Here is a 22,882-nt window from a genome sequence, read left to right as displayed (position 1 = left end):
GCCCCCCTTGTTGAGTGTCCGATACACGCCGTGCCCGGGGGCGGCACTGCGGCGTGTCGTGGACACTCAACAGTGGGGTGGCGTCCTGCTCAGGCGGTGAGCGGCTTGCGGTAGAAGATCTCGCCGTCGGCGGTGGTCTCGGTGCGGTGATACCCCTCGCGCTCGTACAGACGCTGGTTGGCTTCGCTCAGGCCGCCGGTGAAGAGCTCCGCCTCGGTGGCGCCGGCTTCGCGTCCGCGCTGCTCGACCGCTGCCAGCAGCAACGTTCCGAGACCGGCGCCCTGCTGATCGGGGGCGATCGCGAGGCGCCCGATGAGCAGCAGTTCCCCGTCGCGGCGCGCGCGGACGGCGCCGACGATCCGGTGTCCGTCGACGGCGACGCAGCCGAGGTTCTCGACCAGCTCGGCTTCGAGCTCGGGCAGGGTCTGCGTGAGCGGAGGCATGTCGGGATCGCCGTAGATGAGCGCTTCGCTCGCGAAGGCGGCGCGCTGGATCGTGAGCACCTCTCCGGCGTCGTCGGGATGGATGGGGCGCACGGCGGGCGAGTCGGCCACGGGTGTCTCTCCTGGTGAGTCGGGGTGAGGGGGGTTAACTATCATGGGCATGAGCGGTCCGTTTTCCAGCGGTTCGCCGTCCTCGCCTATGAACGATTTCTTCGACTCGCGCGTCCGCACCGATGACGTGGCCGACACGCAGGCCTGGCTGCAAGAGCAGTACGGGCGGGTCGACGTGCTCGCCGAGAGGGCCTCGATCGCGGAGCACGCGGTCGGTGATGCGGCGTTCGCTCTGCGACACCTGACCTGGGACTGCCGGGCCGAGATCGTCTACGAGGCGGATCGGTTCTACTTCGCCACCTCGAACCCCGGGTTCTCGTGGACCATCGGCTCCGAATCCGGCGACTACAGCGTGGAGCCCGGCATCGTGCAGCCCGGTCGCGAACTCATCGGGCGACCGATCGACACGACGGTGCAGCTCGTGGCCTTCGACGCCGAGTGGCTGAGCGAGACGGCCCGCACGATCTACGGCGACGAGACGCTCGTGGCCCGGTTCGCCGGCACGGGACCGGTGTCGCGGCGCCTGGGCGAGTACTGGCTCGCGACGCTGCGGTGGTCGCTGACGCAGGTCCCCCTGCTGGCGGAGCCTCTCGTGCGGGCGCACGTGCGACGCGCCCTCGCCGCGGCGACGCTCGAGGCGTTCCCGCTCGTGGGCGACGCACGCGAGCGGCGGGCGTCGGCCCTCGAGCAGGCGACGATCTACACCGCCGCGACGTCGTGGATCGACGATCACGCGTCGTTGCCGGTGACGGTCGACGACGCGGCGCGTGCCGTCGGCACGTCTGCCACCGGTCTGCGTCGCGCATTCGCGGCCAACGGGCAACTTGCGTCCTCTCCCGAGGAGTACCTGTCCGCGGCGCGGCTGAGCGCGGCTCACGCCGACCTCCTCGACGCCGACGCGGGATATGCGTCGGTCGCGGAGGTCGCCGCCCGATGGGGTTTCGCCGATCCGGACGCCTTCGTGCGGTCGTACGTCGAGGTGTATCGCGTCGCACCGCAGCGCACGCTCGAGCGGTGATCGCCGGGTGCTGACCGAGGGACTCTGATCGCTCAGCGGTCGCGGTCGGTGTACTCGCCGGGGTTGTCGAGGTCTTCGTGCGCCTCGTCGCCGCTCGGCAGCTCGACGTCGGTGTAGGCGCCGGCCTCGTCGGTGCGGGGGCGCGACTCGCTCCCGTCGGCGTTCTCGCGGTCGACGTACTCGCCGGGCACATCGGCGCTCCCGCGGTCGTCGTCTCCGCCGGGCAGCTGCACGTCGGTGTACTCGCCTTCTTCGGGTCCGGTGCCGTGTCCGTTGACGTCGCGCTCAGTCATGTCCGCCTCCTGGGGGTCGTGATGACAGCGACGCTAGTCCGCGGATGCCGGGGGCGCAGCGGTCTTGACACGGCTTCCGCCGCCCAGCCCGCACGGCGCCACCCGCACGGCGCCACCCGCACGGCGCCACCCGTGCGGTGCCGCCCGCACGGTGTCAAGGGCGCAGACGAGGGGGCGTCGACCCGGCAGAGTGGGACCATGCCCGCTCTCGCCATCATCCTCGTCATCGTCGGTCTCGTGCTCCTCTTCCTCGGCATCTTCGTCGAGGCCGTGAAGTTCCTGCTCTGGATCGGCGTGATCATCCTGATCATCGGTGTGATCGCCGCGCTCATGCGGTTCATCCGTCGCCAGGTCTGACCGTTCGTCCCCACCCCCGGATCCGACCGAGGTCGGAGCGATCAGAGGCCGTCCCCCGTGTGCCGCACCGACGTGCGTCACGCGGCCGGGGCGGCCTTTCGCGTGAGGCCGGCTCAGACCGAGAACAGGTCGCGACCGCGCGGGGGGCGCAGGGCCGCCACCGCCTCGAGTGCCGGGGCCAGCTCGGGATAGCGGAAGACGTAGCCCGCCTCGGTCAGCACGCGGGGCACCGCCCACCGGCTCTTCAGCACGAGTTCGGGCTCGTTGCGCAGCAGCGCCATCGCCGGATCGAGCATCCACCGGAACGCGGGCAGGCCGATCGGCGCCCGCGCGATGCGCCGGAGCTCTCGCATGAGGGTGCGGTTGTCGCTCACGGCGGGCGCGGCCAGGTTGACCGGACCGACGATGTCGTCGCGGTCGCGCAGGAATCGCACGGATGCCACGACGTCATCGATGTGGATCCAGCTGAAGCGCTGGTGGCCCGAGGTGCGGTGCCAGCTCGACCACGGGCGCCCCGTGGGGCGCGCGCCGATCCCGCGGTATCGGCGGTGGGGGAACCACCAGCTATCGATCTGCGGGCCGCCCAGCCCGAGTCGGGCGAGGGCGAACAGCATGCGGGTCGCGGGACCGTCTCCGAGCACGATCGCCATGCGCAACGCCACCCGGCGCGTGCGGGGCAGCTCTCCCTCGAAGAACGCGCGTTCCCAGCTCGTGGCCACATCGACCGAGAACCCCTCGCCGATCTCGCCGTCGACTTCGTCGTTGCCGTGCTCGGTGGCGTGGCGGTAGATCGTCGCGGTCGAGGCGTTCATCCACACCGCGGGCGGGTGGGCCGCGTGCGCGACGGCGGAGCGCAGGGCACGGGTGGTGTCGACGCGAGAGCGCAGGATCTCGTCACGGTTCGCGTCGGTGTACCGGCACGACACGATCTTGCCCGCCAGGTTCACCAGGACGTCGGCGCCGTCGACGACCCGCGCCACGGCGGCCGGATCGGCCCAGGTCGCGGTGCCGGTGCGGCCGATCGTGTCGACGTCGTAGCCGTCGTCTCGGAACGCGGCGACCAGCGCTCCGCCGACGAATCCGCTCGCTCCGGCGATCACGGCGCGGGGTCGGGGCACGGCATCCTCCTGGGTCGGGTGGCCTCAGCCTAGGGGCGGAGGCGTGCTGATCGCCCTCCTGTTGCTCGACGCCGATGCAGTGCGCGGAACGCGCGGGGAACCCCTGCCACAATGGAGGCCATGCGACGACGGGCACGGGGCGCACGCGTCGCGCGCGGTGGCGTCGCCGCATCGATCGCCACCTTCGTCGCGTTGCTGTCGCACGTGACCGGCGGGGGAGCCGTGCCCGGCTGGATCGGCATCGTCGTTCCGCTCGCGCTGTCGTTCGTCGCCTGCACGGTCCTGGCCGGCCGACGGCTCTCGGCCTGGCGTCTGAGCGCGGCCGTCGTCGTCAGCCAGCTGCTGTTCCACGCGCTGTTCGTGCTCGGCAGCTACGACCTCGGCGCGGCCGGCCACGTGCACGGGGCCGTCTTCCCGGCGGTCGCCGCGGATCCGGTGGGCGCCGCCCTGACGCCGGATGCCACGATGTGGCTCTGGCACGCGCTCGCCGCCGCCGTCACCTCGCTGGCGTTGCACCGCGCGGAACGCACCCTGGGGGTGCTGCGTGCGCTCGCGGGCCGCGCGGTCAAGGGACTGCGTGCGCGCGTGCGCGTGATGGCGGCGACGTTCGGGCCCGTGTCGCCGCGCCATCGCGTTGCGGTCGTGGTCGCCGTCGTGCGCCCGATCTCGGTGCTGCTCGCCGCGAGCGCGAGGCGCCGCGGGCCGCCGGCCTCGGCATCCTGACCCTGCTCCGCGTCACGCCGCGCCGTGAGCGGTGCGTCCCGGCCGTCTGACGGACCGGGCGGGCGGTCGCGCACGCCGAGTGCTCTCGCGCCGGCGCGACTCCCTTCCACGTCCCCTCGGGACGCCCCCCTTCCTCGGTCATCGTCGAGCGGCGATGTCGTATCCCGTGGCGCACCGCCACGCGGCGACGTCGACCGCGCGCGGGACCCCGGCCCGTCGTGCACGCGCGCGGCGGCGCCGACCGACGGGCGCCACCCGGTGCCCGGAGAAGAGATCCTCCATGTTCCGTTCCCCTCCCCTCACCCTGCCGGCGTCGGTCGTCGCGGCATCCGCTCCCGACGAGTCCGCCCCGCCCTCCCCGTCGCCCCCGCCGCCCGCGCCCGCCCCCGGCCGCCCCGTCGAGCCCGGGGCGCCGTCATGACGGCATCCACCCCGTCGAGTGTCCACAACACGCCGTCGGAAGACGACGCGGTGCGGCATGTTCCGGACACTCGACGGTCGGGGAGCGGGCCGGGTGCTCCGCGACGAGGCTGGTTCACCGCGCTGCTGCGCCGGCTGCACTTCTTCGCGGGGCTGCTCGTGGGGCCGTTCATCCTGGTCGCGGCGCTGAGCGGCGCGCTGTACGCCCTCACGCCGTCGCTCGAGAGGGTCATGTACGCGCACGAGGTGACCGCCACCTCCACTCTGGTCGGGATGCCGCTGGCCGACCAGGTCGAGGCGGCCGAGGCCTACGTGGGCGGCGGGGCCTCACCGGTCGCCGTACGGCCCGCCCCCGCGCCCGGTGACACCACGCGCGTCCTGTTCGCCGACGAGGCGCTACCCGAAAGCACGACGCGGGCGATCTTCGTCGACCCCGCGACGGCCGAGATCCGCGGCGACCTGCCCGCGTACGGCACGAGCGGCGCGCTGCCCCTGCGGCACTGGATCAGCGACCTGCACCGCTCGCTGCACCTGGGCGAGCCGGGCCGGCTGTACAGCGAGCTCGCGGCATCCTGGCTCGGGATCGTCTCGCTCGCGGGCCTCGGGCTGTGGATCGGCCGCTTCGTGCGCAGCCGCCGCGGGCGCCGCGACCTGCTGCGGCCGAACCGCGCGCACCGGGGGTACCGCAAGCTGTCGGGCTGGCACTCGGCCGTCGGGATCTGGGTCGTGCTGGGCGCGGTCTTCCTCGCGGCGACGGGCATCACCTGGTCGGCCTCGGCGGGCGCGCACGTCTCCGACCTGCGTGCCGCGATCGGTGAGGGGACTCCCGCGTTGACGACCTCGCTCGGTGCGGAGGCGGAGGCCGGCGGCGAGCACGCCGGACACGGCGGCGGGGCGCACGCCGACACCCCGGGGGCGGCGGACCCGGCCACGTTCGACGCCGTCCTCGCCGTCGCGAAGCGCGTCAACGTCAACACCGGCGACGTCGAGATCCGCCCGCCGGCCGCCGTCGGCGACGCGTGGGTCGTGCAGGAGGTGCACCGCAGCTTCCCGACCGAAGTGGATGCCGTGGCCATCGACGCATCGACCCTGCGCGTGACCGATCGGGTCGACTTCGCCGACTATCCGCTGCTCGCCAAGCTGTCGCGCTGGGGCGTCGACCTGCACATGGGCACCCTGTTCGGTCTCGTCAACCAGCTCGTGCTGTTCGCCCTGGCGATCGGCATCGCCGCGCTCGTCGTCTGGGGCTACGCGATGTGGTGGAACCGTCGCCCGACCCGCGGCCTCGCGTCGGCGCCGGCGCGCGGCGTGCTGCGCGGGGCGCCCTGGTGGGGGATCGGGGCGGTGCTCGTGGTCGCGGTGGCGATCGGGCTGTTCCTGCCGCTCGTCGGCTACACGCTCGCGGCGTTCGTGGTGCTCGACGTGCTGCTCGGTCTCCGGGCGCGGCGGCGGACCGGGGCAAGGCGACCCGCGGCGTGACGGCCCACGGTGTGACGGCGCGGCGCCCGGCCCCCGCGAGGCGGCCCGCTCAGTGCTCGAGCAGCAGGTGCATCGTCACCGAACCCGTCGTCGGCTCGGTGAAGCCCAGGCTGCGGTACAGCGCCTGACCCGGAGGGTCGGCCAGCAGGGTCACGTAGGCACCCTCGGGGGCCTTCGCGCGGATCTCCGCGAGAAGGTCCTCGAGGATGCGGCGGCCGAGACCGCGTCGCTGGTACTCGGGCAGCGTGGCCATGTCGGCGATGAGGAAGTACCACCCGCCGTCGCCGACGACCCGGCCCATCGCGATCGATCGACCCGTGGCATCCACGATCCGACGCCAGGCCCAGCTGTTCGCGAGCGCGGGCGCGCCCTGATCGGAACGCTTGGGGGTCAGGCCCGAGGCACGGCGCAGCTCGAGGTAGTCGTCGAGAGAGGGGGCGAGGGGTTCGAGGCGGAGGTCGTGCATGCCTCCACCTTCGCGTATCTCCGTCTCGCGAGGGAGGCGGCGTGCGAAGCGGGTCCGTAGCGTGGAAAGCCCCCCTCGGAAGGACTCCCGTGACTTTCGCCCGTCGCCTCGCCGCCGCCCTCTCGATCGCCACGATCGCCGCCCTCACCGCGTGCACCAGCTCCGCGCCCGACACTCCCGCGACTCCCGCGGCCTCGGTCGAGGTGCCGGCCACCCCCGTGGGGGAGCGGCTGACCTGGGTGATCGACGTGCTCGAGGCCGAGGCCGACACGACCGCCGGCGACTGGTCGCGCGTGCTGCACGAGGACTTCCAGCAGCAGGTGTCGGCCGATGACATCGCCGAGCTGCTCAATCGGCAGATCCGCCCGGCGGCGCCCTTCACCGTGACCGCGTACCAGGGCACCGAGACGCAGGCGGTCGCGACCCTCGCCGGCACGCTCGGCGATCCGTTCGACCTCTCGCTCGCGATCGACGGCAACGACCGCATCACCGGCATGGTGTTCGCCCCGGTCGCCGAGCCGTGGGAGACCTCCACCTCGCTCGACGAGGTGGAGCAGCGCCTGGGCGATCTTCCCGGCGAGGTCAGCGCGCTGATCCGGCGCGGAGACGACGACGTCGTGGCGATGGACACCGAACGGGCAGCTCCCCTCGCCTCGATCTTCAAGCTGTACGTGCTGCTCGCGGCGGCCGATGCCGTGGCATCCGGGGATCTCGCCTGGGACGAGACGCTCGTGCTCGACGACGCCGATCGCAGCCTGCCCTCGGGCGAGCTGCAGAACGCCCCCACCGGCACCGAGGTGTCGGTGCGCGAGGCCGCCTCGGCCATGATCCGCATCAGCGACAACACCGCCACCGACCTGCTCATCGAGCGGCTCGGGCGTGAGCGCGTCGAAGCGGCGGTCGCGCGCAGCGGCCACGCGGACCCCGCCGCGTTGACGCCCTTCCTCTCGACCAAGGAGCTGTTCACCCTGGGTTGGGGCGACCCGGCTCTGCGCGAGGAGTGGGCGCGTGCCGACGACGCCGCGAAGCGCGCGCTGCTCGACCGCATCGACGCCGCCCCGCTGGCCGTCGGCGTCACCGACGTGACGACCCCGGTATGGCAGGACGGATTCGACTGGTTCGCCTCGGCCACCGACATCGCCGCCGTGCATCGGGCGCTGCAGCAGACCCAGGATGCCGAGGTGCTCGCCATCCTGAGCGAGAACCCCGGTGCGGGACTCGACGTCGGCACGTGGCCCTACGTCGGCTTCAAGGGCGGTTCGAGCCTGGGCGTGCTGACCGGCAGCTGGTTCGTGCGCGACGACGAGGGCGAGGCGACGGTGGTGCTGCTTCTCTCGGCCGACGACGCGCAGGCCGTGACCGCGGCGATGGGCGACTTCTTCCACCTCGCCGAGGACGCCCTGCGCCTCGCACGCTGAGCCTCGCCGCCGCGGGAGGCCGGGAGCCCGTCGAGGGGGCTGGGACCGTGCGCGGGGGCGACCGGAGGGCCGCCCCCGGCGGGATCACGCGTCGTCGGGGTCGGGCAGGCTCTGGGCGATCTTGCTGGATGCCGCCGAATCACGGCCGACACCGGGCTGGAACTTCGCGATGGGGTCGTCGGCGTCGACGTGCGGTTCGCCCTCGGCGGGAGCGTCCGAAGCCGCGTGCGCGGTGGCCGAGCCGCCGCCGGTGTCCTCGGTGTGCCGCGAGGTCGAGCCGCCCTCGCCGCGGGCGTCGTCGGTGCCCCGCTCGGTGAGGCCGTCGGCGGCGCGGGTGCCGACTCCGGGCAGGTCGTTCTGGCTCGAGATGCCCTGGATGCGGGCTTCGTCGTCGGCGTCGATCTGCGCCGCTCCGACGGCACCGGTGTCGGCGCCGGCGGCGCCGGCGGGCACATCGGCGGCCAGGCCCTCGGACTCGGGGACGATGTTCTCTTCGTCGGCTCCGGGGAGCCGGTCGGCGGGAGTGTTCATGGCGTTCCTTCCGTGGGGTGTGCCGCCACGCTAGAGGCGACCGCCGACCGGGCGAACGGGCTTGACGACCGCCACGGGGTGCGCAGGGGGCGTCCGGTGGGCCGCGGCCCCGGTGCCGGACGCGCTGGATAGGCTCGGAACCAGCTTCGAAAGGAACCGCAATGCAGCAGCGTCCCCTCTCCCGCACCGGCCGTGACGTCTCGGTGATCGGCCTCGGTACTTGGCAGCTCGGCCCCGACTGGGGCGGTGTCAGCGAAGACGAGGCCCTCGCCGTGCTGGCCGCCTCGGCCGACGCCGGCGTCACGCTCTTCGACACCGCCGACGTGTACGGCGACGGCCGGTCCGAAGAGATCATCGGAAAGTTCCTGAACGACACCGCCGCCACGGGCATCACCGTGGCGACCAAGATGGGCCGTCGCGAAGACCAGGTGCCCGAGAACTACACGATGGAGAACTTCCGTGGGTGGATCGACCGCTCGCGGCGGCTGCTCGGCACCGACACCCTCGACCTCGTGCAGTTGCACTGCCCGCCGTCAGCCGTGATCGACGACGACGCCACCTACGACGCGCTCGACCAGCTCGTCGCCGAGGGCGTCATCGCCGCCTACGGTGCGTCGGTCGAGACGATGGAGCAGGCCCTCTCGGCGCTCCGCCGGCCGAACCTCAGCAACCTGCAGATCATCTTCAACCCGTTCCGGCTCAAGCCCCTCGACGAGGTGCTGCCGATGGCGGCCGAGAAGAACGTCGCCGTGTTGGCCCGCGTGCCGTTGGCGAGCGGTCTGCTCTCGGGCAAATACACCGCCGACACGACGTTCGACAAGGACGACCACCGCACGTACAACCGCAACGGCGAGGCGTTCGACAAGGGGGAGACGTTCTCGGGCGTCCCGTTCGCCGAGGGAGTGGCCGCGGCCGACGAGCTCAAGGCCTCGCTTCCCGAGGGAGTCACCCTGCCCGCCGCTACGCTGGCGTGGATCGCCTCGCGCGAGGGCATCACCTCGGTGATCCCGGGCGCCCGTTCGGTGGCGCAGGCCACATCGAACGCCGGGGCCGCACAGCTCCTCGACGAGGGCTTCGACCTCGACGCCTTCGACGCGTTGGTGCGTGACGTCTACGACCGCCGTCTGCGGGCGGAGATCCACCCGCAGTGGTGAGCGTCTGACACGCGAAAGCCGGGTCCGCCCCGAAGGGTGGACCCGGCTTTCCTGTCTATGACGTCAGCTGACGTCGCCGCGCCAGGCGCCGGACTCGGCACCGCGCGACTCGATGTACTTCTTGAAGTTGTCGAGGTCCTTCTTCACCGAGTGGTCGTCGGCGCCGAAGACGGCACCGAGCTTCTCGAGGACTCCGGTGGGCTCCCAGTCGATCTGCACGGTGACGCGCGTCTCGTCGTCGGAGAGACGGTGGAACGTCACGACACCCGCGTGGTTCTCGTCGCCGCCGACGCTGTTCCAGGCGACGCGCTCGTCGGGGTGCTGCTCGGTGATCTCGGCGTCGAACTCGCGCTCGGCACCGGCGATCTTCACCTTCCAGTGCGTGAGGGTGTCGCTCTTCTGCGTGATCGACTCGACGAAGCTCATGAAGTGCGGGAACTCCTCGAACTGCGTCCACTGGTTGTAGGCGACGCGGACGGGAACGTTGACGTCGATGGTTTCGATGACCTGTGCCATGGTGTCCTCTTTCGTGTGGTTTCCGGGGCTGGTCCCAGTCTTCGCTCGTCACGGGCGAGCTGCCCCCGGGGTTGAGGGATCGGCTCGCGTGCCCTATGGGCGTGCGCGGCGCGCCGGGGTCGTTCGGGGATTCGCCCCGCGGCTTAGGCGCGACCGCGCAGGATCAGGTGCCAGTAGACCCAGGGCAGCACCCGACGGTCGGCGATCCACGACAGGGCGCGCTCTCGATACAGCGAACGCCAGAAGGGGATCGTGGGCTGCAGGCGCCCCTGACGATCGAACTCGGCGAAGACGACGGTGCCGCGCGACACCGTGAACGGCACGACGCTGTAGCCGTCGTACTTCGCGGAGGGGGAGCGCCCGGCTCTCACCGCCGTCATGTTCTTCACGAGGGCTTTCGCCTGCTGCCGGATCGCGCCCCCGGAACGGCGGGTCGCCACCGCGGCGGCATCGCCGACCGACCAGATCTCTGGATACCGCGTGTGCTGCAGCGTCTCGGGATCGACGTCGACGAACCCGTGCGGATCGTCGGATGCCGCCAGCCCGCTGCCGGCGATCCACTCCGGCGCCCGCTGCGGAGGGACCGCGTGCAGCACGTCGTACGCCAGGGTCTCTTCGGCCTCGCCGTGACCGATCGTGATCGTCTGCGCCTCGGCATCCACCGACCGCACCTCGCGGCTGTAGTGCACCTCGATGCCGTACTCGTCGAGTTTGCGCTGCAGCTCGCGGTCGATGGCCGGGATGCCGAAGGGCACGGGGTCGGGGGCGACGAAGACCACGCGCAGGTCGTCGCGCACACCGATCGCGCGCCACCAGTCGCACGCGAGGTACATCGGCTTCTGCGCGGCCGCGCCGCAGGACGCGGGCTCGGGCGGCTGGGTGAACACGACCGTGCCGGAGCGCAGGTCGCGCAGCACCGGTGAGGCTTTCGCGGCGAGGTCGTAGTCGTAGTTCGAGATGCCGTTCGGTGCCGCCATGGCCTCGGGCAGGCCCGGGATCTGCTCCCATGCCATGCGCAGGCCGGCGCACACCACGAGCTGGTCGTAGTCGAGATGACCGCCCGACACGAGATGCACGCGGCGGGCCGCGGCATCCACCGTGAAGACCTCGTCGCGCAGCCAGCGGGTGCCCGGGGGGATCACGTCGGCCTGCGCGCGGACGGCCTCGCTGGCCCGTGCCGCGCCTCCCGCGATGTGCGACTGGAGGGGCGCGAAGACGTGCTGCGTCCGCGGCTCGATCACGGTGATGTCTCCGGCGCGGGCCCGGTGGAGGCGTCCGGCCACCGACAGTCCGGCGTTGCCCCCGCCGATGATCACGATGCGGGGGGTGTCGGCGCGAGCGACGGTGCGGCTCGAGTCGTTCATGGGGGATCCTCTCGTCTCCCTCACGGTGTCGTCATCGGCATCCGGGCACCACCCGGTTGACAGCATCGGTCGGGCGGACGACTCGGGCGCTGGGGAGGGTCCGCGGTCGACAGGCGCCCTTCTGCTGTGCCGCTGCAGCGGGAGCGCGCCCGTTGCTTCGCGTAGTCCGTGCGCGGGCCGGGCCTGTCAAGGGGCGGGGCGCGGCCGCGTCGGCATCGTTGGATGGAGGTACCGCCGATCAGCGGTGACGCACCCCGGTGCGTTCGACGAAAGGATCCTCATGAGCGACGCCTCGATCGACCCGTCCCCCGCCGACTCGTCGACCCCCGCCGCCGACGTCGGCATCGCGGGCGTGCAGCCCCTGCGCGACGGCGACACCTCGATCGAGCCCGACCCCGCGCTCGACCCCGCCCAGGCGGAGTGGGATGCCACGACGGCCCTCGACGAGGGCGTCGACCCGCAGGACATCGCCCCCGCGACCGCGACGGGCGCAGACCCGGCCGAGATCGCCGCCGACGACACCGACATCCCGTTCGACGACATCCACCCCGGGTCCACCGGCACCGACTCGCAGGGTCAGGACCCGGGCGTCGTCGAGCTCGGCGAAGAGGGCCAGGGAGACCTGGCGCCCGAAGACCTCTGAGCGACGCGCGAGAGAGGGGTCGGTCCGTTCGGGCCGACCCCTCTCTTCGCGGTGGATTACTGCTCGATGAGCTGCGGTTCGCTCTCGTGCGCGCGGATGACGCCGTCGTGGTCGTCGGTGGACACCGCGATGCGGCGCGGCTTCGCCTTCTCGCTCACCGGGATCGTGACCGACAGCACCCCGTTGCGGTAGGCGGCGCTGATGCCGTCGGTGTCGATGCCCTGGCCGAGGTTGAGCTGGCGGACGAAGGTGGCCGTCTCGCGCTCGCGGGTGATCCACTTGACGTCGTCGCCGGTGGCGAGGGTGCGTTCGGCGCGGATGGTCAGCAGCTGACCGTCGACGTCGATGTCGACCGAGCCCGGGTCGACCCCGGGAAGGTCGGCCGAGAGCACGTAGTGGTCGCCGTCGCGGTAGAGGTCCATCGGCATCCGGCGCGGTCCGCCCCCGCGACGGGCGTCGAGAAGGGTCGACGCGAGGCGGTCGAGGTCGCGGAAGGGGTCGTAAGTGGCCATGGTCGGTTCTCCTTTTCGGTCGGTCCGGATATCGGCATCCGGAGTTCGATGAAGTTGAGCCTTGTGCGCTCAACGTGGCAGCAGATTAGCACTCTCGATAGGAGAGTGCCAAGGCTGTTGAGTGTCCAAGACGCGCCGTGCCGGGGCCGGTCTCGGCGGCGTGTCCTGGACACTCAACGTGGTGGTGGCGCGGCGCCCGGGCGGGTCGGCCGCCCGAGTGCGCAGCCGCGGTAGCGTCATCGGGTGATGGATGCCGCGGCGAAGCCGCCCCTCGTGCGGGCGCTGTGGGGCGCGACCCACCCGGGGCCGACCCTGGTCGTGACCGTTCTGTCGCTGGCCCTCGGCCTCGCCGCCGGGGTCGAGCCCGGGCGACTCGCGCTGCTGGTGATCGCCGTGTTCGCGGGGCAGGTGTCGGTGGGCCTGTCGAACGACGCGATCGACGGCGCGCGCGACGCCGCCGTCGGCCGCTCGGACAAGCCCATCGCCGGGGGAGCGATCACTCCGGAACGTGCGCTCGGGGTGGCCGTGGCGTCCGCGCTCCTCGCCGTGCTCCTGTCGGTGCCGCTCGGCCCCGGACTCGTCGCCGCGCACGCGGTGGCCCTGGCCTCGGCGTGGGCATACAACGCCGGGCTGAAGTCGACGCTGGCGTCGATCGTGCCGTTCGTGCTGAGTTTCGGGCTCTTCCCGTCGTTCGCGACGCTGTCCCTCGCCTCTCCCGCGCTGGCTGCCCCGTGGGCGTCGCTCGCGGGAGCCGCCCTCGGCGCGGCCGTGCATCTGACCAATGTCGTACGAGACCTCGACGAAGATCGGCGCACGGGCGTACGGGGCCTTCCGCACCGCCTCGGTGCGCGGGTCTCGGTGGTGCTCGCGGCGGTCGGCGTCGTCGCCGGAGCGGTGGCGGTGCTGATCGGCACGGATGCCACGGTGCTCGGCGCGATCTTCTTCACCGCCGTCGTCGCGGTGGCGGCCACGGCCGTGGTGCTCGTGCTCGTGCGCGCGCCCGGACGCGCGGTGTTCCAGCTCACGATGCTGGCGGCTCTGCTGCTCGCCGCTCAACTCGTCGTGACCTGACTCCTCCCGCCCGGGCGGCTCGTCAGTCGCGGGCGGCGCGATCCAGCCGCATGGCGTACGCGCGCGTGAACAGCGCGCCCCCCGCCCCCCGCAGCATGGTGCGCAGCGCCCCGGTGCGCAGGGGGTGGGCGAGCGGGCCCGTGGCTCGCCCGAGCATCGTGTTGAGCCAGGCCAGGTGCGCCGCGTGCCGCGCCGAGGCCAGACGGTCGGTCTCCCATCGTCCGAGGCCGACCGCCTCGCCCGTCCGCACCCACCCGGGCAGCAGCGGGGCCAGCGTGAGGGCGTCGAGCAGCCCGAGATTCATCCCCTGACCGCCGATGGGGCTCACCTCGTGGGCGGCGTCGCCGATCACCACGACGCGGCCGCGCCGCAGCGCCGGAGCCACGGCGCGCCGCACGCGGAACGTCGTCGCCTCGGCGATGTCGACCTCGAGCCCGGCGCGCTCGGCGACGGCCCGCTCGAGGGTCCCGACGGCATCCGCCACCTCGTCGGTGCCCGCCCACGCCACCAGCCGGCGGCGTCCGCCGGGCAGCGGGAACGACTCCAGCACGCCCTGGCGTTCCAGGTGCACCCGGGCGACGGGGCCACCGGGAGCGACGACGTCGGCCATGACGTAACGGTCGGGGTAGTGGTGCGTCCGAACGGCGCCGGGGCGGTACACGAGGTCTCGGCCCGCCCATCCCGAGGCCACGACGACGACGCGGGCGCGGATCTCCTCGTCACCGCGCGGACCGGTGGCGCGCACGCGTACACCCCGGCCGTCGTCGTGCACGGCGGTGATCGCGACCCCCCGACGCACGCGCGGCGCGAGGCCGGTCAGCACCTCCATCGTGTCGGCCTGGGGGAGGGCGGCGACGTACGGATGACGCGCACGCAGGCGGTCGAACCGAATCGCCGCGAGCAGTCGGCCGTCGGCCCGCGCCTCGCCGCGGACGATCGTCTCCGCCCGCGCCAGCAGGGCCTCGGTCGCGCCCGACGCCTCGAGGAGGGCGAGCGCGGGGGAGTGGATGCCGATGGCCCGCGACCCGGATCCGGTGCCGGCGCGCTTCTCGACGATCTCGACGTCGACCCCGCGCACCCGCAGGTCGGCCGCCAGGGCGAGGCCGACGGGTCCGGCTCCGACCACCAGCACCTCAGGCACGCTCCGCCCGCCCCTCGGCCACGGCGAGAACACGGAAGGGCGCCGGCGTCTCGACCCGCCAGGGCCCGCCGAGCGCGGCGGCCAGCTCGGGGGCGCGATAGCTGCGGCGGATCGAGCGCAGTCCGTCGACGCGCAGGAACGTGCCGGCCGACAGCGGAGCGATCCCCGCGGCGTACAGGGCGTAGGCCAGTCGACCGCGGGCGATGTCGGCGTGCAGCACCCGACCGCTCGAGAGGGCGAGCGAGTCCTCGGCGAACGTCGCCAGGGCCGCGGCGTCGAGGTGGTGCAGCACGTGGTTCGACACGACCAGGTCGTAGCGTTCGCCCGCGGCGCGCAGGGCGCCCGAGTCCTGGGCCACGAACCGCACGCCCGGTCGTTCGCGCGCGCGGGCCGAGGCGATGGCGCGGGGGTCGGGATCGGCGCCGGTCCACTCGACGTCGAACCCGTCGCGCGCGGCCAGGCCCGCCAGACGGACGGCGACGTCGCCGCCGCCGCACCCCAGGTCGAGCGCGCGGGCGGGGCGGCCGAGCGCCTGCAACTGCGGGCGGACGCGCGTGCGGTACACGTGCCCCCAGGCCGAGACCAGGCGGTTCAAGACGTCGAACCGCCGATACGTCGCCGCCAGGACGCGCGGGTCGCAGTCGGGGTCGTCCATCAGCTCGGTGAGCGCCGCATCGCGTCGGGCGAGGCTGCGCCAGAGGCCGGTGGCTCCGTCGCTGGTTGCGGGGCCTCGCGCGGCGCTCACGGGCGGCGCAGCGTCAGACGCGCCGCCTCGACCGTCAGGCCGGGGCCGAAGGCCAGCGCGGCGATCCGCTCCCCGTCGGGGTGCGCGACGTCGGCCAGCAGGTCGCGCAGGATGAACAGCAGGGTCGCACTCGACATGTTGCCGTGGGCGCGCAGCACCTCCCGCGAGGGCGCCAGGGCGGCGGCATCCAGGGCGAGAACGCTCTCGACGCGGTCGAGGATGCTGCGGCCGCCGGGATGCACGGCCCACGCGTCGACGTCGCTCAGGTCGCCCAGCACGTCGGCGGCGATGCCGGCGATCTCGCGCCCGATGATGCGCGGCACCTCGGGGGTGAGGGTCATCTCGAATCCGGAGTCGCCCACCGTCCAGGCCATGTCCTTCTCGCCCTCGTCGGTGACGTGGGTGGCGAAGTCGTCGAGGTCGAGACCGGGGTGCGATGAGTCTCCGGATGCCACGACCGCGGCCGCCGCGCCGTCGGCGAACACCGAGGCGGCGACGATCTGGTCGGGGTGCGACGAGGTCTGCCAGTGCAGCGAGCACAGCTCGGCGCACGCCACGAGTACGACGGCGTCGGGGTCGGCGGTCACGATCCGCGCCGCGAGCCGCAGCGCGGGGATCGCGGCCGCGCATCCGATGAAACCGAGGTGGTACCGCTCGGCCGAGGTCGGCAGGCCGAGGTCGCGCACGAGGTGGTAGTCGGGACCCGGCGCGAACATGCCGGTGCACGAGACGGTCACGACGTGCGTGATGGCATCCGGCGTCCGCCCCGAACCCTCGATCGCGGCGCGCGACGCCTCGGCGAACAGGGCGGGTGCGGTGCGGCGGTACTCCGCGTTGCGGGCTCCCGTGGACGGCATGAGCAGCGTGTCGCCGTCGCGGACGCCGAGCCCGCCCCCGGTGCCGCCGGCGAGCTGCGGCAGCACGACGTGGCGGGTGTCGATGGCGGCGGCATCGAAGGCCGCACCCACCAGGCGTTGGCCCTTGCGGTCGAACCCGGGCTGCGCGGCGAAGAGGTCGCGCAGGGCCGATTGCTCGACGCGGGTCTCGGGCAGGGCCGTGCCGATCGAGAGGATGCGCGCGGTCATGCCTCACTGTAGACACGGATCGGAGCACCGGCGGCGGGGATAGCGCGGTGTCGGTGCGGCGTCTATGGTGACGCGCGGCCTCGCGTGAGCCGAGACGTTACGGAGTGCGCCGACTTCCCATCCCGTAGACGACGACGTTGACGGCGGGGACGGCGAGAAAAAGCATCCAGGACCACGCCCAACCCCCGACCGCCCCGAGCGCGAAGGCCAGAGAAACACACACCGCCTGCACGATCAGCGCCGCCACGACGCCCCAACCGCCGCCGAGGGGTCGCCTCGGCACCGAAGCATCGTCGATGCTCAGTCGCCCCATGACTCGCCACCGTATCCGGGTGTCGCGGAGGACGTCCATCTCGTGCGCGCCCGGTCTGTTTCTCGCCACCCGCGCGTGGGGCGGAATCCGTCGGTCCCGTGCCACAGGGGGACGGTGCTCTCACCGCGCGCCGAGGGTCAGGCGGCCAGGACGCTCGGCAGCAGCAGGCTCGAGATCGCACCACGGTAATCGTCGACCATGCGCCTGCGGTCGATGCGCGTCCGTGCGGCGAGGGCGGCGCGGCGCAGCTCGCTGCGGCGACCCAGCGCGTCGTCCCAGGCGGCGGCGATCGCGGCGGCGTCGCGGGGCGTGACCAGGCCGAAGCCCGCGACCATCCGGGCGGCGTCGCCGACGTCGGTGGTCACGGGGACGGCTCCGGATGCCGCTCCCTCGGCCAGGCAGAGGGGCGAGGCTTCGCCGAAGGCGCTGGTGAGGGCCACGATGTCGGCCGCGCGATACAGCTGCGGCATGTCTTCGCGCAGTCCCAGGGCGTGCAGCGCTACCGTGACGTCGATGCCGTTCTCGGCGAGCAGGGCGGTGAACAGGGGATTGTCGCGGGTCATGCCCGAACCGCACATGACGTAGTGGGCGCCGGGGGAGTGCGCCGCATGGCGCGCCACCGCCGCGAGGAACAGCCCCGGGTCTTTCATGGCGTCGAAGCGTGCCGCCAGCAGCACGACGGGGGCGGACTCCGGGATGCCGAGACCCTCGCGGATGCGGTGACGCTCGGCCCGGGTGCCTGGGCGGAAACGACGGGTGTCGATGCCGTTGTCGATGACCCACGCCTGCTCGGTGATGACGCCGGCGCGGGCGTAGGCGGTCGACGTCGACGAGGCGCAGGCGATCGTGGCCGACACGGCGCCGGAGGCCCCGGCATCGCGCAACCACCCCAGCGCCGGCCCCGAATGCGTGGGATCGGAGCGGTGCAGGCACGCCGCCACCGGCCGTGCGGGCAGGAGCCCGGCGCGATCGAGGGCCACCACGAGGCTGAGCGGCTGCTCTTTCAGCGAGAGCACGACGTCGGCGTCGGCGAAGAGATGGGCCGCCCGCTCGAGTTCGGGCCGGGTGAAGTCTTCGGGGTGCACCGGGTGATCGCCCGCGATGCGGTCGAGGGCGTCGATGCGCACCCCGGCGCGGCGCAGACGGCGATAGCGCGTGTCGTCGCGGGCGAGCTGCAGCGACGCGTCTCGACGGGCGGCGGAGGTGAGCGAGAGCACCCGGTGCTGCTGCGCACCGCCGGCGGCGAGACCCGCGATGACGTCGGAATGCAGGATCCGTGCGCCCCCGGCGAAGAAGCCCTCGTACAACGACAGCACGCGCAGGGGTCGAATCATCGCGGGGCCTTCCGGGGGAGGAGCACCGCTCGTGGGGGTGCTGTCGCCGATCACCGCGGATGCGGTCGTCCCATGCTGAAGGGTCGGCCCGGTGCGGCGGGTTACGCCGTGGAAACCATCGTATGAACGCCCGGACACAGGCCGACGCGCCGGCTCCCGGGGGTGGGAGCCGACGCGTCGGTAGGAAGAGCGGTGGTTCAGGCTCGGGGCGCGACCACCATCGGCTCGACGATCGTGCGGGTGCGCGACCAGGGCCAGCGCGGGGCCGCACGCGTCCCCCGTCGGTCCTCGGCCGCCCTCGGCACGATGCCGTTGCCCATCGCGGTCGACATCGCGATGCTCCACACCGAGCCCGCGTGCTGGGCGTCGTCCTGTGCGCCGTGTTGTCCGTAGATCATGGTCTTCTCCTCGCTCCCGTCTCCCGACGGAACTGTCCTTGTTCCGTCATAGACCGGCGGCGAGCGGCGGGGCCCGCCCTTGACAGCACCGCCCTGCTGCGCATGCGGGGCAACGCCGCGGGTCCAGATGACGGGCTCGGCTCGAGGCGGAGGAGACGAGGGCATCATCCGGCTCCTCCGCCTCGTGACGAGACGGCCTCTGGGATGGAGTCGCTACGATCGGGGGTCGTGCAGACGTCTTCCGATTCTTCGTCGTCCCCCTCGGCGGGGTCCGACCTGGGGCGCGCCCTGCTCGCATACGGCGAGGCTCGGCGCGCCGCCGCCGCCGAAGCCCGCCGCGAACTCGCGCTCAACGAGCTCGACGCGCGTGCGCTCGTGTTCGTCGCCGACAACCCCGGCGCACGTCCCTCCCACGTGCGCGATCACCTGGGTATCACCTCGGCCGGTGTGACGACCCTCATCGACCGTCTCGTCCAGCGCGGCGCCGTGCGCCGCGATCTCGACGAAGACGATCGGCGGGTCAACCACATCACGGCGACGGTCGACCTCGACAGCCCCCCGTGGAACGCGCTGCGCGCCTTCGACAACGGCATCGAGGCGGCGATCGCCGGCATCGATGCGGAGCGCGCGGATGCGGCGGCGTCGCTGCTGCAGCACCTCATCGCGACGGTGGCGAGCGCGGCCGAGCACTGAGTCGCCACGCTGAGGCGTGACCTCCCGACCTCCACACCGCGGTGGAGCCGAGAGCGTCAGGCTCGCGCGAGGAACGCCTCGGACCGGGCCTGCAGGAACGAGCACAGAGCCGCCAGGGTGGCCAGCTCGCCGGACAACGCCATGACCTGCCCGGCGGGCAGCGGAGCCGCATCTTCGCGCGGTTCGAAAGTCACGGCCCAGTCGGTCGATCCGACCTCGCTGCTCGGCGCCACGTAGAAGGTCGTCGAGACGCTGCGCAGCTGCGCGGCGACGAGGCCGGCGTCGGCGCCGTCTTCGCCGTCCTGCGGGATGACGCGCAGGATCTCCGCGTCGTCGAACCCGAGCGCCCGGAAGTCGTCGACCCACTCCTGGAGCGTGCTCATCGTGCGAAAAGGCATCGGCATCCCCTCGGGTATCGGCACACCCGGCGGCGGCTGCCTCCATTATGTCCGTGCCGGGGCTCCCGCGCGGGGTGGGCCGTCTCGGTGCGGGGTCACGAGCCCCGCACCGAGACGATCCGACCGTCGCGCCGGGGAACGGAGGACGCCGGATGCCGCACCCCGAAGGAGCTGCTCTCGGAATCCTCGCGAGCGCGGCGGTGGCGGTCAATGCGGCGTGAGGCGGGTTGCGCTCCCCGGCCGGAGGCGCGCGCGCGGCGGCCGACGGCGCGGTGGCCGCTCGCTATGAATTGCCCCAGTACGCTGGGAGACGGATGGGGGGCATCCACGTTCGTGCACGGACGCCCGCTTACGGCGCCGTGAGAGCGGTCCCATATCGATCCTTGCCATGGAGCGCAATGGTCTTGCCGCACGAATTGGGACGATTTAGGAAGACCTCGTGGAGCATACGAACATCGAGACCCGCGACGCCGAGACGGTGGAGCAGCTGTGGCAGTCGGTCGTCCCGGGGGCGCGTATTTCGCGCGCCGAGGTGATCCAGCCCGGTCTGTCCTGGCACGCCGCGACGGAGCCGGGGTTCGGTTTCTTCGACTACACGATCGGGTCGACCATGCTGGTCGAGTCCGACCCGCTCGATCACGTGGTCGTCGGCCGTATCGCCGGCCCCCGGGTGGCGGGAACGTATCGCCGGGAGCGCATCGACACCGCGGTGCCGTTCATGGTCGTCGACCGCCCGCTCGAGATTGCCTTCACCGGGCGCATCGCCGGGGCAGGCGTGTCGTTCGCGCGGTCGGAGTTCGACGAGGCAGCCCGCCGCCTGTCGGGCGACGACACGCTGCGCGTGCGTCCGACCGGCTACGCCCCCGTCAGCGAGCAGCGTCTGCGCTACTGGTCGCGCACCTGGGAGTACGCCCGCGACGTGCTGCTGCGCTCGCAGGAACGCTCGCCGCTCGTCGAGCAGCAGGCGCGCACGCTCATGCTCGAGGCGTCGCTGCTGACCTTTCCGACCACGTTGACCGAGGTCCTCGCCGCCGGGCGTCCGGCCCGCCCGCTCCCCGCTCCCGTCCGCCGGGCGAAGGCCTACGTCGAAGCCCACGCCGCAGAGCCCGTGGTGCTGGCCGACATCGCCACGGCGGCGCGACTGTCGCCGCGGGGTCTGCAGTACGCCTTCCGTGCCGCGACCGGGCGTACGCCCATGCAGTACCTGCGTCGCGTGCGGCTCGACGCCGCGCGCGCGGAGCTGCGCAGCGCCGATCCGTCGGTCGACACCGTCGCCGCGGTCGCCGCCCGATGGGGTTTTTCGAACCTCGGCCGTTTCGCGGCGATGTACCGCGGCGAGTTCGGCGAGACGCCGTCGACGACGCTGCGCAGCTGAGCCGCGCCCGCGTCGGCGCGTCGCGGTGCCCAGCGGAGCGCGTGGGACGAGGGGAGGATGTTTCTCGTCCTGGCATCCTCCCGTCGCTGCATCTCCTCCGTTCCGCACGCCGTCGGCGGTCCGGTCCCCGGCCTGCGGCAGGTCGCCGGCGATCCGGGCTCCGGCGTCGTGTCACGCTGTCGGCGGCCCGGGCCGCAGGCCGCGTAGCGCCGCCCCGGAGCGCAGCCGGTGTCAGTGCCCGGCGCCGAGCCCACCGGTGAGGCGCCCGTGGAATCGGGCGGCGGCGGTGTTCATGCCCTGGAGTTCGACGGTCGTGCCCAGGTGCGCGTACTTGGTCTGAACGGCGTCGAGGGCTGCCACCGTCGAGGCGTCCCACACGTGCGAGCGCGACAGGTCGATGACCACGTGCGCCGGGTCGTGGTGGTAGGCGAACTTCGTCGTCAGGTCGTTGCTCGAGGCGAAGAACAGCTCACCCTCGACGGTGTAGCGCGCCACCTCGCCGTCGACCTCGCGGGTCACCGTCGTCAGGCTCGCGACCCGGCGGGCGAAGAGCACGGCCGCGGCGATCACGCCCACGCCCACACCGATGGCGAGGTTGTGCGTCCACACCGTGATCGCGACGGTCGACACCATCACGACCGTTTCGCTCACCGGCATCCGGCGCAGGGTCGAGGGGCGGATGCTGTGCCAGTCGAACGTGGCGACCGAGACGACGATCATCACGGCCACGAGCACCGCCATCGGAATGATCGCGACGACGTCGCCGAACACGAGCACCAGCAGCAGCAGGAAGACGCCGGCCAGGAAGGTCGAGATGCGCGTGCGCGCGCCCGACGCCTTGACGTTGATCATCGTCTGGCCGATCATCGCGCAGCCGCCCATGCCCCCGAACAGGCCCGACAGCACGTTGGCCGCGCCCTGACCGAGTGACTCGCGCGTCTTCGACGAGGGGGTGTCGGTGATGTCGTCTACGAGGGCGGCGGTCATCAGCGATTCGAGCAGCCCGACGATCGCCATGGCCACGGCGAACGGCAGGATGATCGCGAGCGTCTCGCCGTTCAGCGGCACGTTCGGCAGCAGCAGCGACGGCAGGCTGTCGGGCAGCGCGCCCTGGTCGCCGACGGTCGGCACCGAGATGCCGAACACCACGGCAGCGCCGGTGAGCAGCACGATGGCCACGAGCGGCGCGGGCACGGCCTTGGTCAGTCGCGGCAGCAGGTACATGATCAGCAGCCCCGCCACGGCGATCGGATACACCGCCCAGGGCACGCCGATCAGCTGCGGCACCTGCGCCGTGAAGATGAGGATCGCGAGCGCGTTGACGAAGCCCACCATGACGCTGCGGGGGATGTAGCGCATGAGTTTGGCGACGCCGAGGAGGCCGAGGATCACCTGCAGGATGCCGCCGAGAATCACCGTGGCGAGCAGGTAGTCGACGCCGTGCTCGCGGGCGACGGGGGCGATGACGAGGGCGATCGCGCCGGTCGCGGCCGAGATCATGGCCGGGCGACCGCCCAGGAACGCGATGGCCACGGCCATCACGAACGAAGAGAACAGTCCGAGGCGCGGATCGACCCCGGCGATGATCGAGAAGGCGATCGCCTCGGGGATGAGGGCGATCGCCACCACGAGGCCGGCCAGCACCTCGCGGGTGAGCAGGCGGGGCGAGCGGAGTGCCTGCAGCACGGTCGGCTCGGGGCGCGGGCGCGCGAAGACGTCGGTCATGGAGATGCTCCCGGGGGACGCGGCGGAGGGATCCCGCC

Annotated in this window: 26 protein-coding genes; 11 read left to right on the top strand and 15 right to left on the bottom strand. The window is 72.6% G+C overall.

The features are described from left to right. Positions 1 to 89: 89 nt before the first annotated feature. Positions 90 to 599, bottom strand: coding sequence for a GNAT family N-acetyltransferase (locus ASG45_RS13485; protein ID WP_055839517.1), 510 nt, complete (start codon positions 597 to 599; stop codon positions 90 to 92). A 43-nt stretch (positions 600 to 642) separates the two neighbouring features. Between ASG45_RS13485 and ASG45_RS13480 the strand changes: the two genes are divergently transcribed. Beyond that, positions 643 to 1,572 (top strand): helix-turn-helix transcriptional regulator, encoded by a 930-nt coding sequence (locus tag ASG45_RS13480; RefSeq protein WP_055838600.1) that lies wholly within the window; start codon positions 643 to 645, stop codon positions 1,570 to 1,572. 32 nt (positions 1,573 to 1,604) lie between these two features. Here ASG45_RS13480 and ASG45_RS13475 read toward each other — a convergent pair whose 3' ends face one another. Beyond that, the gene (locus tag ASG45_RS13475) at positions 1,605 to 1,865 is read right to left on the bottom strand and encodes a hypothetical protein (protein ID WP_055838597.1); all 261 of its coding nucleotides are present in this window, start codon (positions 1,863 to 1,865) and stop codon (positions 1,605 to 1,607) included. A gap of 198 nt (positions 1,866 to 2,063) precedes the next feature. On the opposite strand from ASG45_RS13475, the gene ASG45_RS16505 reads away from it, so the two are divergent. Then, positions 2,064 to 2,222: a hypothetical protein gene (locus ASG45_RS16505; protein ID WP_181015936.1), complete on the top strand. Its 159-nt coding sequence runs from the start codon at positions 2,064 to 2,066 to the stop codon at positions 2,220 to 2,222. Positions 2,223 to 2,335: 113 nt separating this feature from the next. Here ASG45_RS16505 and ASG45_RS13470 read toward each other — a convergent pair whose 3' ends face one another. Further along, a complete protein-coding gene (locus ASG45_RS13470) occupies positions 2,336 to 3,340 on the bottom strand; it encodes an epimerase (protein WP_055838595.1) in 1,005 nt (334 codons plus the stop codon). Positions 3,341 to 3,460: 120 nt separating this feature from the next. Here ASG45_RS13470 and ASG45_RS13465 point away from each other — a divergent pair, with 120 nt between their 5' ends. The 3 genes from ASG45_RS13465 (at position 3,461) to ASG45_RS13460 (ending at position 5,962) form a co-directional block, all read left to right on the top strand. Further along, complete coding sequence (locus ASG45_RS13465) at positions 3,461 to 4,063, top strand: hypothetical protein (protein WP_055839514.1); 603 nt, start codon at positions 3,461 to 3,463, stop codon at positions 4,061 to 4,063. A 280-nt stretch (positions 4,064 to 4,343) separates the two neighbouring features. Then, complete coding sequence (locus ASG45_RS16255) at positions 4,344 to 4,484, top strand: hypothetical protein (protein WP_156459452.1); 141 nt, start codon at positions 4,344 to 4,346, stop codon at positions 4,482 to 4,484. Next, complete coding sequence (locus ASG45_RS13460; protein ID WP_082516612.1) at positions 4,481 to 5,962, top strand: PepSY-associated TM helix domain-containing protein; 1,482 nt, start codon at positions 4,481 to 4,483, stop codon at positions 5,960 to 5,962. Before ASG45_RS16255 ends, ASG45_RS13460 begins: the two co-directional genes overlap by 4 nt. Positions 5,963 to 6,011: 49 nt before the next feature. On the opposite strand, the gene ASG45_RS13455 is transcribed toward ASG45_RS13460, so the two are convergent. Further along, positions 6,012 to 6,428, bottom strand: a complete 417-nt coding sequence (locus tag ASG45_RS13455; RefSeq protein WP_055838592.1) for a GNAT family N-acetyltransferase — start codon at positions 6,426 to 6,428, stop codon at positions 6,012 to 6,014. Between the two features lie 89 nt (positions 6,429 to 6,517). Between ASG45_RS13455 and ASG45_RS13450 the strand changes: the two genes are divergently transcribed. Then, positions 6,518 to 7,846, top strand: coding sequence for a Cpe/LpqF family protein (locus tag ASG45_RS13450; RefSeq protein ID WP_055838588.1), 1,329 nt, complete (start codon positions 6,518 to 6,520; stop codon positions 7,844 to 7,846). 84 nt (positions 7,847 to 7,930) lie between these two features. On the opposite strand, the gene ASG45_RS13445 is transcribed toward ASG45_RS13450, so the two are convergent. Further along, positions 7,931 to 8,377: a hypothetical protein gene (locus tag ASG45_RS13445; RefSeq protein WP_055838585.1), complete on the bottom strand. Its 447-nt coding sequence runs from the start codon at positions 8,375 to 8,377 to the stop codon at positions 7,931 to 7,933. 161 nt (positions 8,378 to 8,538) lie between these two features. Between ASG45_RS13445 and ASG45_RS13440 the strand changes: the two genes are divergently transcribed. Then, positions 8,539 to 9,531 (top strand): aldo/keto reductase, encoded by a 993-nt coding sequence (locus tag ASG45_RS13440; RefSeq protein ID WP_055838582.1) that lies wholly within the window; start codon positions 8,539 to 8,541, stop codon positions 9,529 to 9,531. A 63-nt stretch (positions 9,532 to 9,594) separates the two neighbouring features. Here the strand turns inward: ASG45_RS13440 and ASG45_RS13435 are convergent, their stop codons facing one another. Further along, positions 9,595 to 10,047, bottom strand: coding sequence for an SRPBCC family protein (locus tag ASG45_RS13435; RefSeq protein WP_055838580.1), 453 nt, complete (start codon positions 10,045 to 10,047; stop codon positions 9,595 to 9,597). Positions 10,048 to 10,190: 143 nt separating this feature from the next. Next, positions 10,191 to 11,411 carry an NAD(P)/FAD-dependent oxidoreductase gene (locus tag ASG45_RS13430; protein ID WP_055838577.1) on the bottom strand — a complete coding sequence of 407 codons (1,221 nt, stop codon included), beginning with the start codon at positions 11,409 to 11,411 and terminating at the stop codon, positions 10,191 to 10,193. A 280-nt stretch (positions 11,412 to 11,691) separates the two neighbouring features. On the opposite strand from ASG45_RS13430, the gene ASG45_RS13425 reads away from it, so the two are divergent. Continuing rightward, positions 11,692 to 12,054 carry a hypothetical protein gene (locus tag ASG45_RS13425; RefSeq protein ID WP_055838574.1) on the top strand — a complete coding sequence of 121 codons (363 nt, stop codon included), beginning with the start codon at positions 11,692 to 11,694 and terminating at the stop codon, positions 12,052 to 12,054. Between the two features lie 56 nt (positions 12,055 to 12,110). Here the strand turns inward: ASG45_RS13425 and ASG45_RS13420 are convergent, their stop codons facing one another. Continuing rightward, a complete protein-coding gene (locus ASG45_RS13420; protein ID WP_055838571.1) occupies positions 12,111 to 12,566 on the bottom strand; it encodes an Hsp20/alpha crystallin family protein in 456 nt (151 codons plus the stop codon). Positions 12,567 to 12,812: 246 nt separating this feature from the next. Between ASG45_RS13420 and ASG45_RS13415 the strand changes: the two genes are divergently transcribed. Further along, positions 12,813 to 13,637 (top strand): UbiA family prenyltransferase, encoded by an 825-nt coding sequence (locus ASG45_RS13415; protein WP_055838568.1) that lies wholly within the window; start codon positions 12,813 to 12,815, stop codon positions 13,635 to 13,637. Between the two features lie 22 nt (positions 13,638 to 13,659). On the opposite strand, the gene ASG45_RS13410 is transcribed toward ASG45_RS13415, so the two are convergent. The 5 genes from ASG45_RS13410 to ASG45_RS13385 all read right to left on the bottom strand — a co-directional run bounded on the left by ASG45_RS13410 (position 13,660) and on the right by ASG45_RS13385 (position 18,653). Then, positions 13,660 to 14,778 carry an FAD-dependent oxidoreductase gene (locus ASG45_RS13410; protein WP_055838565.1) on the bottom strand — a complete coding sequence of 373 codons (1,119 nt, stop codon included), beginning with the start codon at positions 14,776 to 14,778 and terminating at the stop codon, positions 13,660 to 13,662. Continuing rightward, entirely contained in the window at positions 14,771 to 15,433 is a 663-nt protein-coding gene (locus ASG45_RS13405; protein ID WP_055839508.1) for a methyltransferase domain-containing protein, read from the bottom strand. Before ASG45_RS13405 ends, ASG45_RS13410 begins: the two co-directional genes overlap by 8 nt. Before the next feature lie 86 nt (positions 15,434 to 15,519). Beyond that, positions 15,520 to 16,608, bottom strand: coding sequence for a type III polyketide synthase (locus tag ASG45_RS13400; protein ID WP_055838561.1), 1,089 nt, complete (start codon positions 16,606 to 16,608; stop codon positions 15,520 to 15,522). Positions 16,609 to 17,058: 450 nt separating this feature from the next. Continuing rightward, positions 17,059 to 18,255 (bottom strand): glycosyltransferase, encoded by a 1,197-nt coding sequence (locus ASG45_RS13390; RefSeq protein ID WP_055838555.1) that lies wholly within the window; start codon positions 18,253 to 18,255, stop codon positions 17,059 to 17,061. A 197-nt stretch (positions 18,256 to 18,452) separates the two neighbouring features. Next, positions 18,453 to 18,653 carry a hypothetical protein gene (locus ASG45_RS13385; RefSeq protein WP_055838552.1) on the bottom strand — a complete coding sequence of 67 codons (201 nt, stop codon included), beginning with the start codon at positions 18,651 to 18,653 and terminating at the stop codon, positions 18,453 to 18,455. Between the two features lie 228 nt (positions 18,654 to 18,881). Here ASG45_RS13385 and ASG45_RS13380 point away from each other — a divergent pair, with 228 nt between their 5' ends. Next, positions 18,882 to 19,346 carry a MarR family transcriptional regulator gene (locus tag ASG45_RS13380; RefSeq protein WP_055839504.1) on the top strand — a complete coding sequence of 155 codons (465 nt, stop codon included), beginning with the start codon at positions 18,882 to 18,884 and terminating at the stop codon, positions 19,344 to 19,346. Positions 19,347 to 19,402: 56 nt separating this feature from the next. Here ASG45_RS13380 and ASG45_RS13375 read toward each other — a convergent pair whose 3' ends face one another. Beyond that, positions 19,403 to 19,744: a hypothetical protein gene (locus ASG45_RS13375; RefSeq protein ID WP_156459450.1), complete on the bottom strand. Its 342-nt coding sequence runs from the start codon at positions 19,742 to 19,744 to the stop codon at positions 19,403 to 19,405. 439 nt (positions 19,745 to 20,183) lie between these two features. On the opposite strand from ASG45_RS13375, the gene ASG45_RS13370 reads away from it, so the two are divergent. Then, positions 20,184 to 21,119 carry an AraC family transcriptional regulator gene (locus ASG45_RS13370; RefSeq protein ID WP_055838548.1) on the top strand — a complete coding sequence of 312 codons (936 nt, stop codon included), beginning with the start codon at positions 20,184 to 20,186 and terminating at the stop codon, positions 21,117 to 21,119. 231 nt (positions 21,120 to 21,350) lie between these two features. Here the strand turns inward: ASG45_RS13370 and ASG45_RS13365 are convergent, their stop codons facing one another. Then, positions 21,351 to 22,844, bottom strand: a complete 1,494-nt coding sequence (locus tag ASG45_RS13365; RefSeq protein ID WP_055838546.1) for a SulP family inorganic anion transporter — start codon at positions 22,842 to 22,844, stop codon at positions 21,351 to 21,353. Positions 22,845 to 22,882 lie beyond the last annotated feature (38 nt).

This window comes from Microbacterium sp. Leaf436, from assembly GCF_001424715.1.
In the GTDB taxonomy this organism is placed as follows: Bacteria; Actinomycetota; Actinomycetes; order Actinomycetales; family Microbacteriaceae; genus Microbacterium.
The sequence above is the reverse complement of the archived record's forward strand: the minus strand, read 5'-3'. Positions and strand labels throughout refer to the sequence as shown.

Excerpts from the sequence above, each read along its gene's own strand:
- ASG45_RS13485 (WP_055839517.1), bottom strand. The coding sequence starts at position 599 with ATGATAGTTAACCCCCCTCACCCCGACTCACCAGGAGAGACACCCGTG.
- ASG45_RS13480 (WP_055838600.1), top strand. The coding sequence starts at position 643 with ATGAACGATTTCTTCGACTCGCGCGTCCGCACCGATGACGTGGCCGAC.
- ASG45_RS13475 (WP_055838597.1), bottom strand. The coding sequence starts at position 1,865 with ATGACTGAGCGCGACGTCAACGGACACGGCACCGGACCCGAAGAAGGC.
- ASG45_RS16505 (WP_181015936.1), top strand. The coding sequence starts at position 2,064 with ATGCCCGCTCTCGCCATCATCCTCGTCATCGTCGGTCTCGTGCTCCTC.
- ASG45_RS13465 (WP_055839514.1), top strand. The coding sequence starts at position 3,461 with ATGCGACGACGGGCACGGGGCGCACGCGTCGCGCGCGGTGGCGTCGCC.
- ASG45_RS16255 (WP_156459452.1), top strand. The coding sequence starts at position 4,344 with ATGTTCCGTTCCCCTCCCCTCACCCTGCCGGCGTCGGTCGTCGCGGCA.
- ASG45_RS13460 (WP_082516612.1), top strand. The coding sequence starts at position 4,481 with ATGACGGCATCCACCCCGTCGAGTGTCCACAACACGCCGTCGGAAGAC.
- ASG45_RS13455 (WP_055838592.1), bottom strand. The coding sequence starts at position 6,428 with ATGCACGACCTCCGCCTCGAACCCCTCGCCCCCTCTCTCGACGACTAC.
- ASG45_RS13445 (WP_055838585.1), bottom strand. The coding sequence starts at position 8,377 with ATGAACACTCCCGCCGACCGGCTCCCCGGAGCCGACGAAGAGAACATC.
- ASG45_RS13440 (WP_055838582.1), top strand. The coding sequence starts at position 8,539 with ATGCAGCAGCGTCCCCTCTCCCGCACCGGCCGTGACGTCTCGGTGATC.
- ASG45_RS13435 (WP_055838580.1), bottom strand. The coding sequence starts at position 10,047 with ATGGCACAGGTCATCGAAACCATCGACGTCAACGTTCCCGTCCGCGTC.
- ASG45_RS13430 (WP_055838577.1), bottom strand. The coding sequence starts at position 11,411 with ATGAACGACTCGAGCCGCACCGTCGCTCGCGCCGACACCCCCCGCATC.
- ASG45_RS13425 (WP_055838574.1), top strand. The coding sequence starts at position 11,692 with ATGAGCGACGCCTCGATCGACCCGTCCCCCGCCGACTCGTCGACCCCC.
- ASG45_RS13420 (WP_055838571.1), bottom strand. The coding sequence starts at position 12,566 with ATGGCCACTTACGACCCCTTCCGCGACCTCGACCGCCTCGCGTCGACC.
- ASG45_RS13415 (WP_055838568.1), top strand. The coding sequence starts at position 12,813 with ATGGATGCCGCGGCGAAGCCGCCCCTCGTGCGGGCGCTGTGGGGCGCG.
- ASG45_RS13405 (WP_055839508.1), bottom strand. The coding sequence starts at position 15,433 with ATGGACGACCCCGACTGCGACCCGCGCGTCCTGGCGGCGACGTATCGG.
- ASG45_RS13400 (WP_055838561.1), bottom strand. The coding sequence starts at position 16,608 with ATGACCGCGCGCATCCTCTCGATCGGCACGGCCCTGCCCGAGACCCGC.
- ASG45_RS13390 (WP_055838555.1), bottom strand. The coding sequence starts at position 18,255 with ATGATTCGACCCCTGCGCGTGCTGTCGTTGTACGAGGGCTTCTTCGCC.
- ASG45_RS13385 (WP_055838552.1), bottom strand. The coding sequence starts at position 18,653 with ATGATCTACGGACAACACGGCGCACAGGACGACGCCCAGCACGCGGGC.
- ASG45_RS13375 (WP_156459450.1), bottom strand. The coding sequence starts at position 19,744 with ATGCCTTTTCGCACGATGAGCACGCTCCAGGAGTGGGTCGACGACTTC.
- ASG45_RS13365 (WP_055838546.1), bottom strand. The coding sequence starts at position 22,844 with ATGACCGACGTCTTCGCGCGCCCGCGCCCCGAGCCGACCGTGCTGCAG.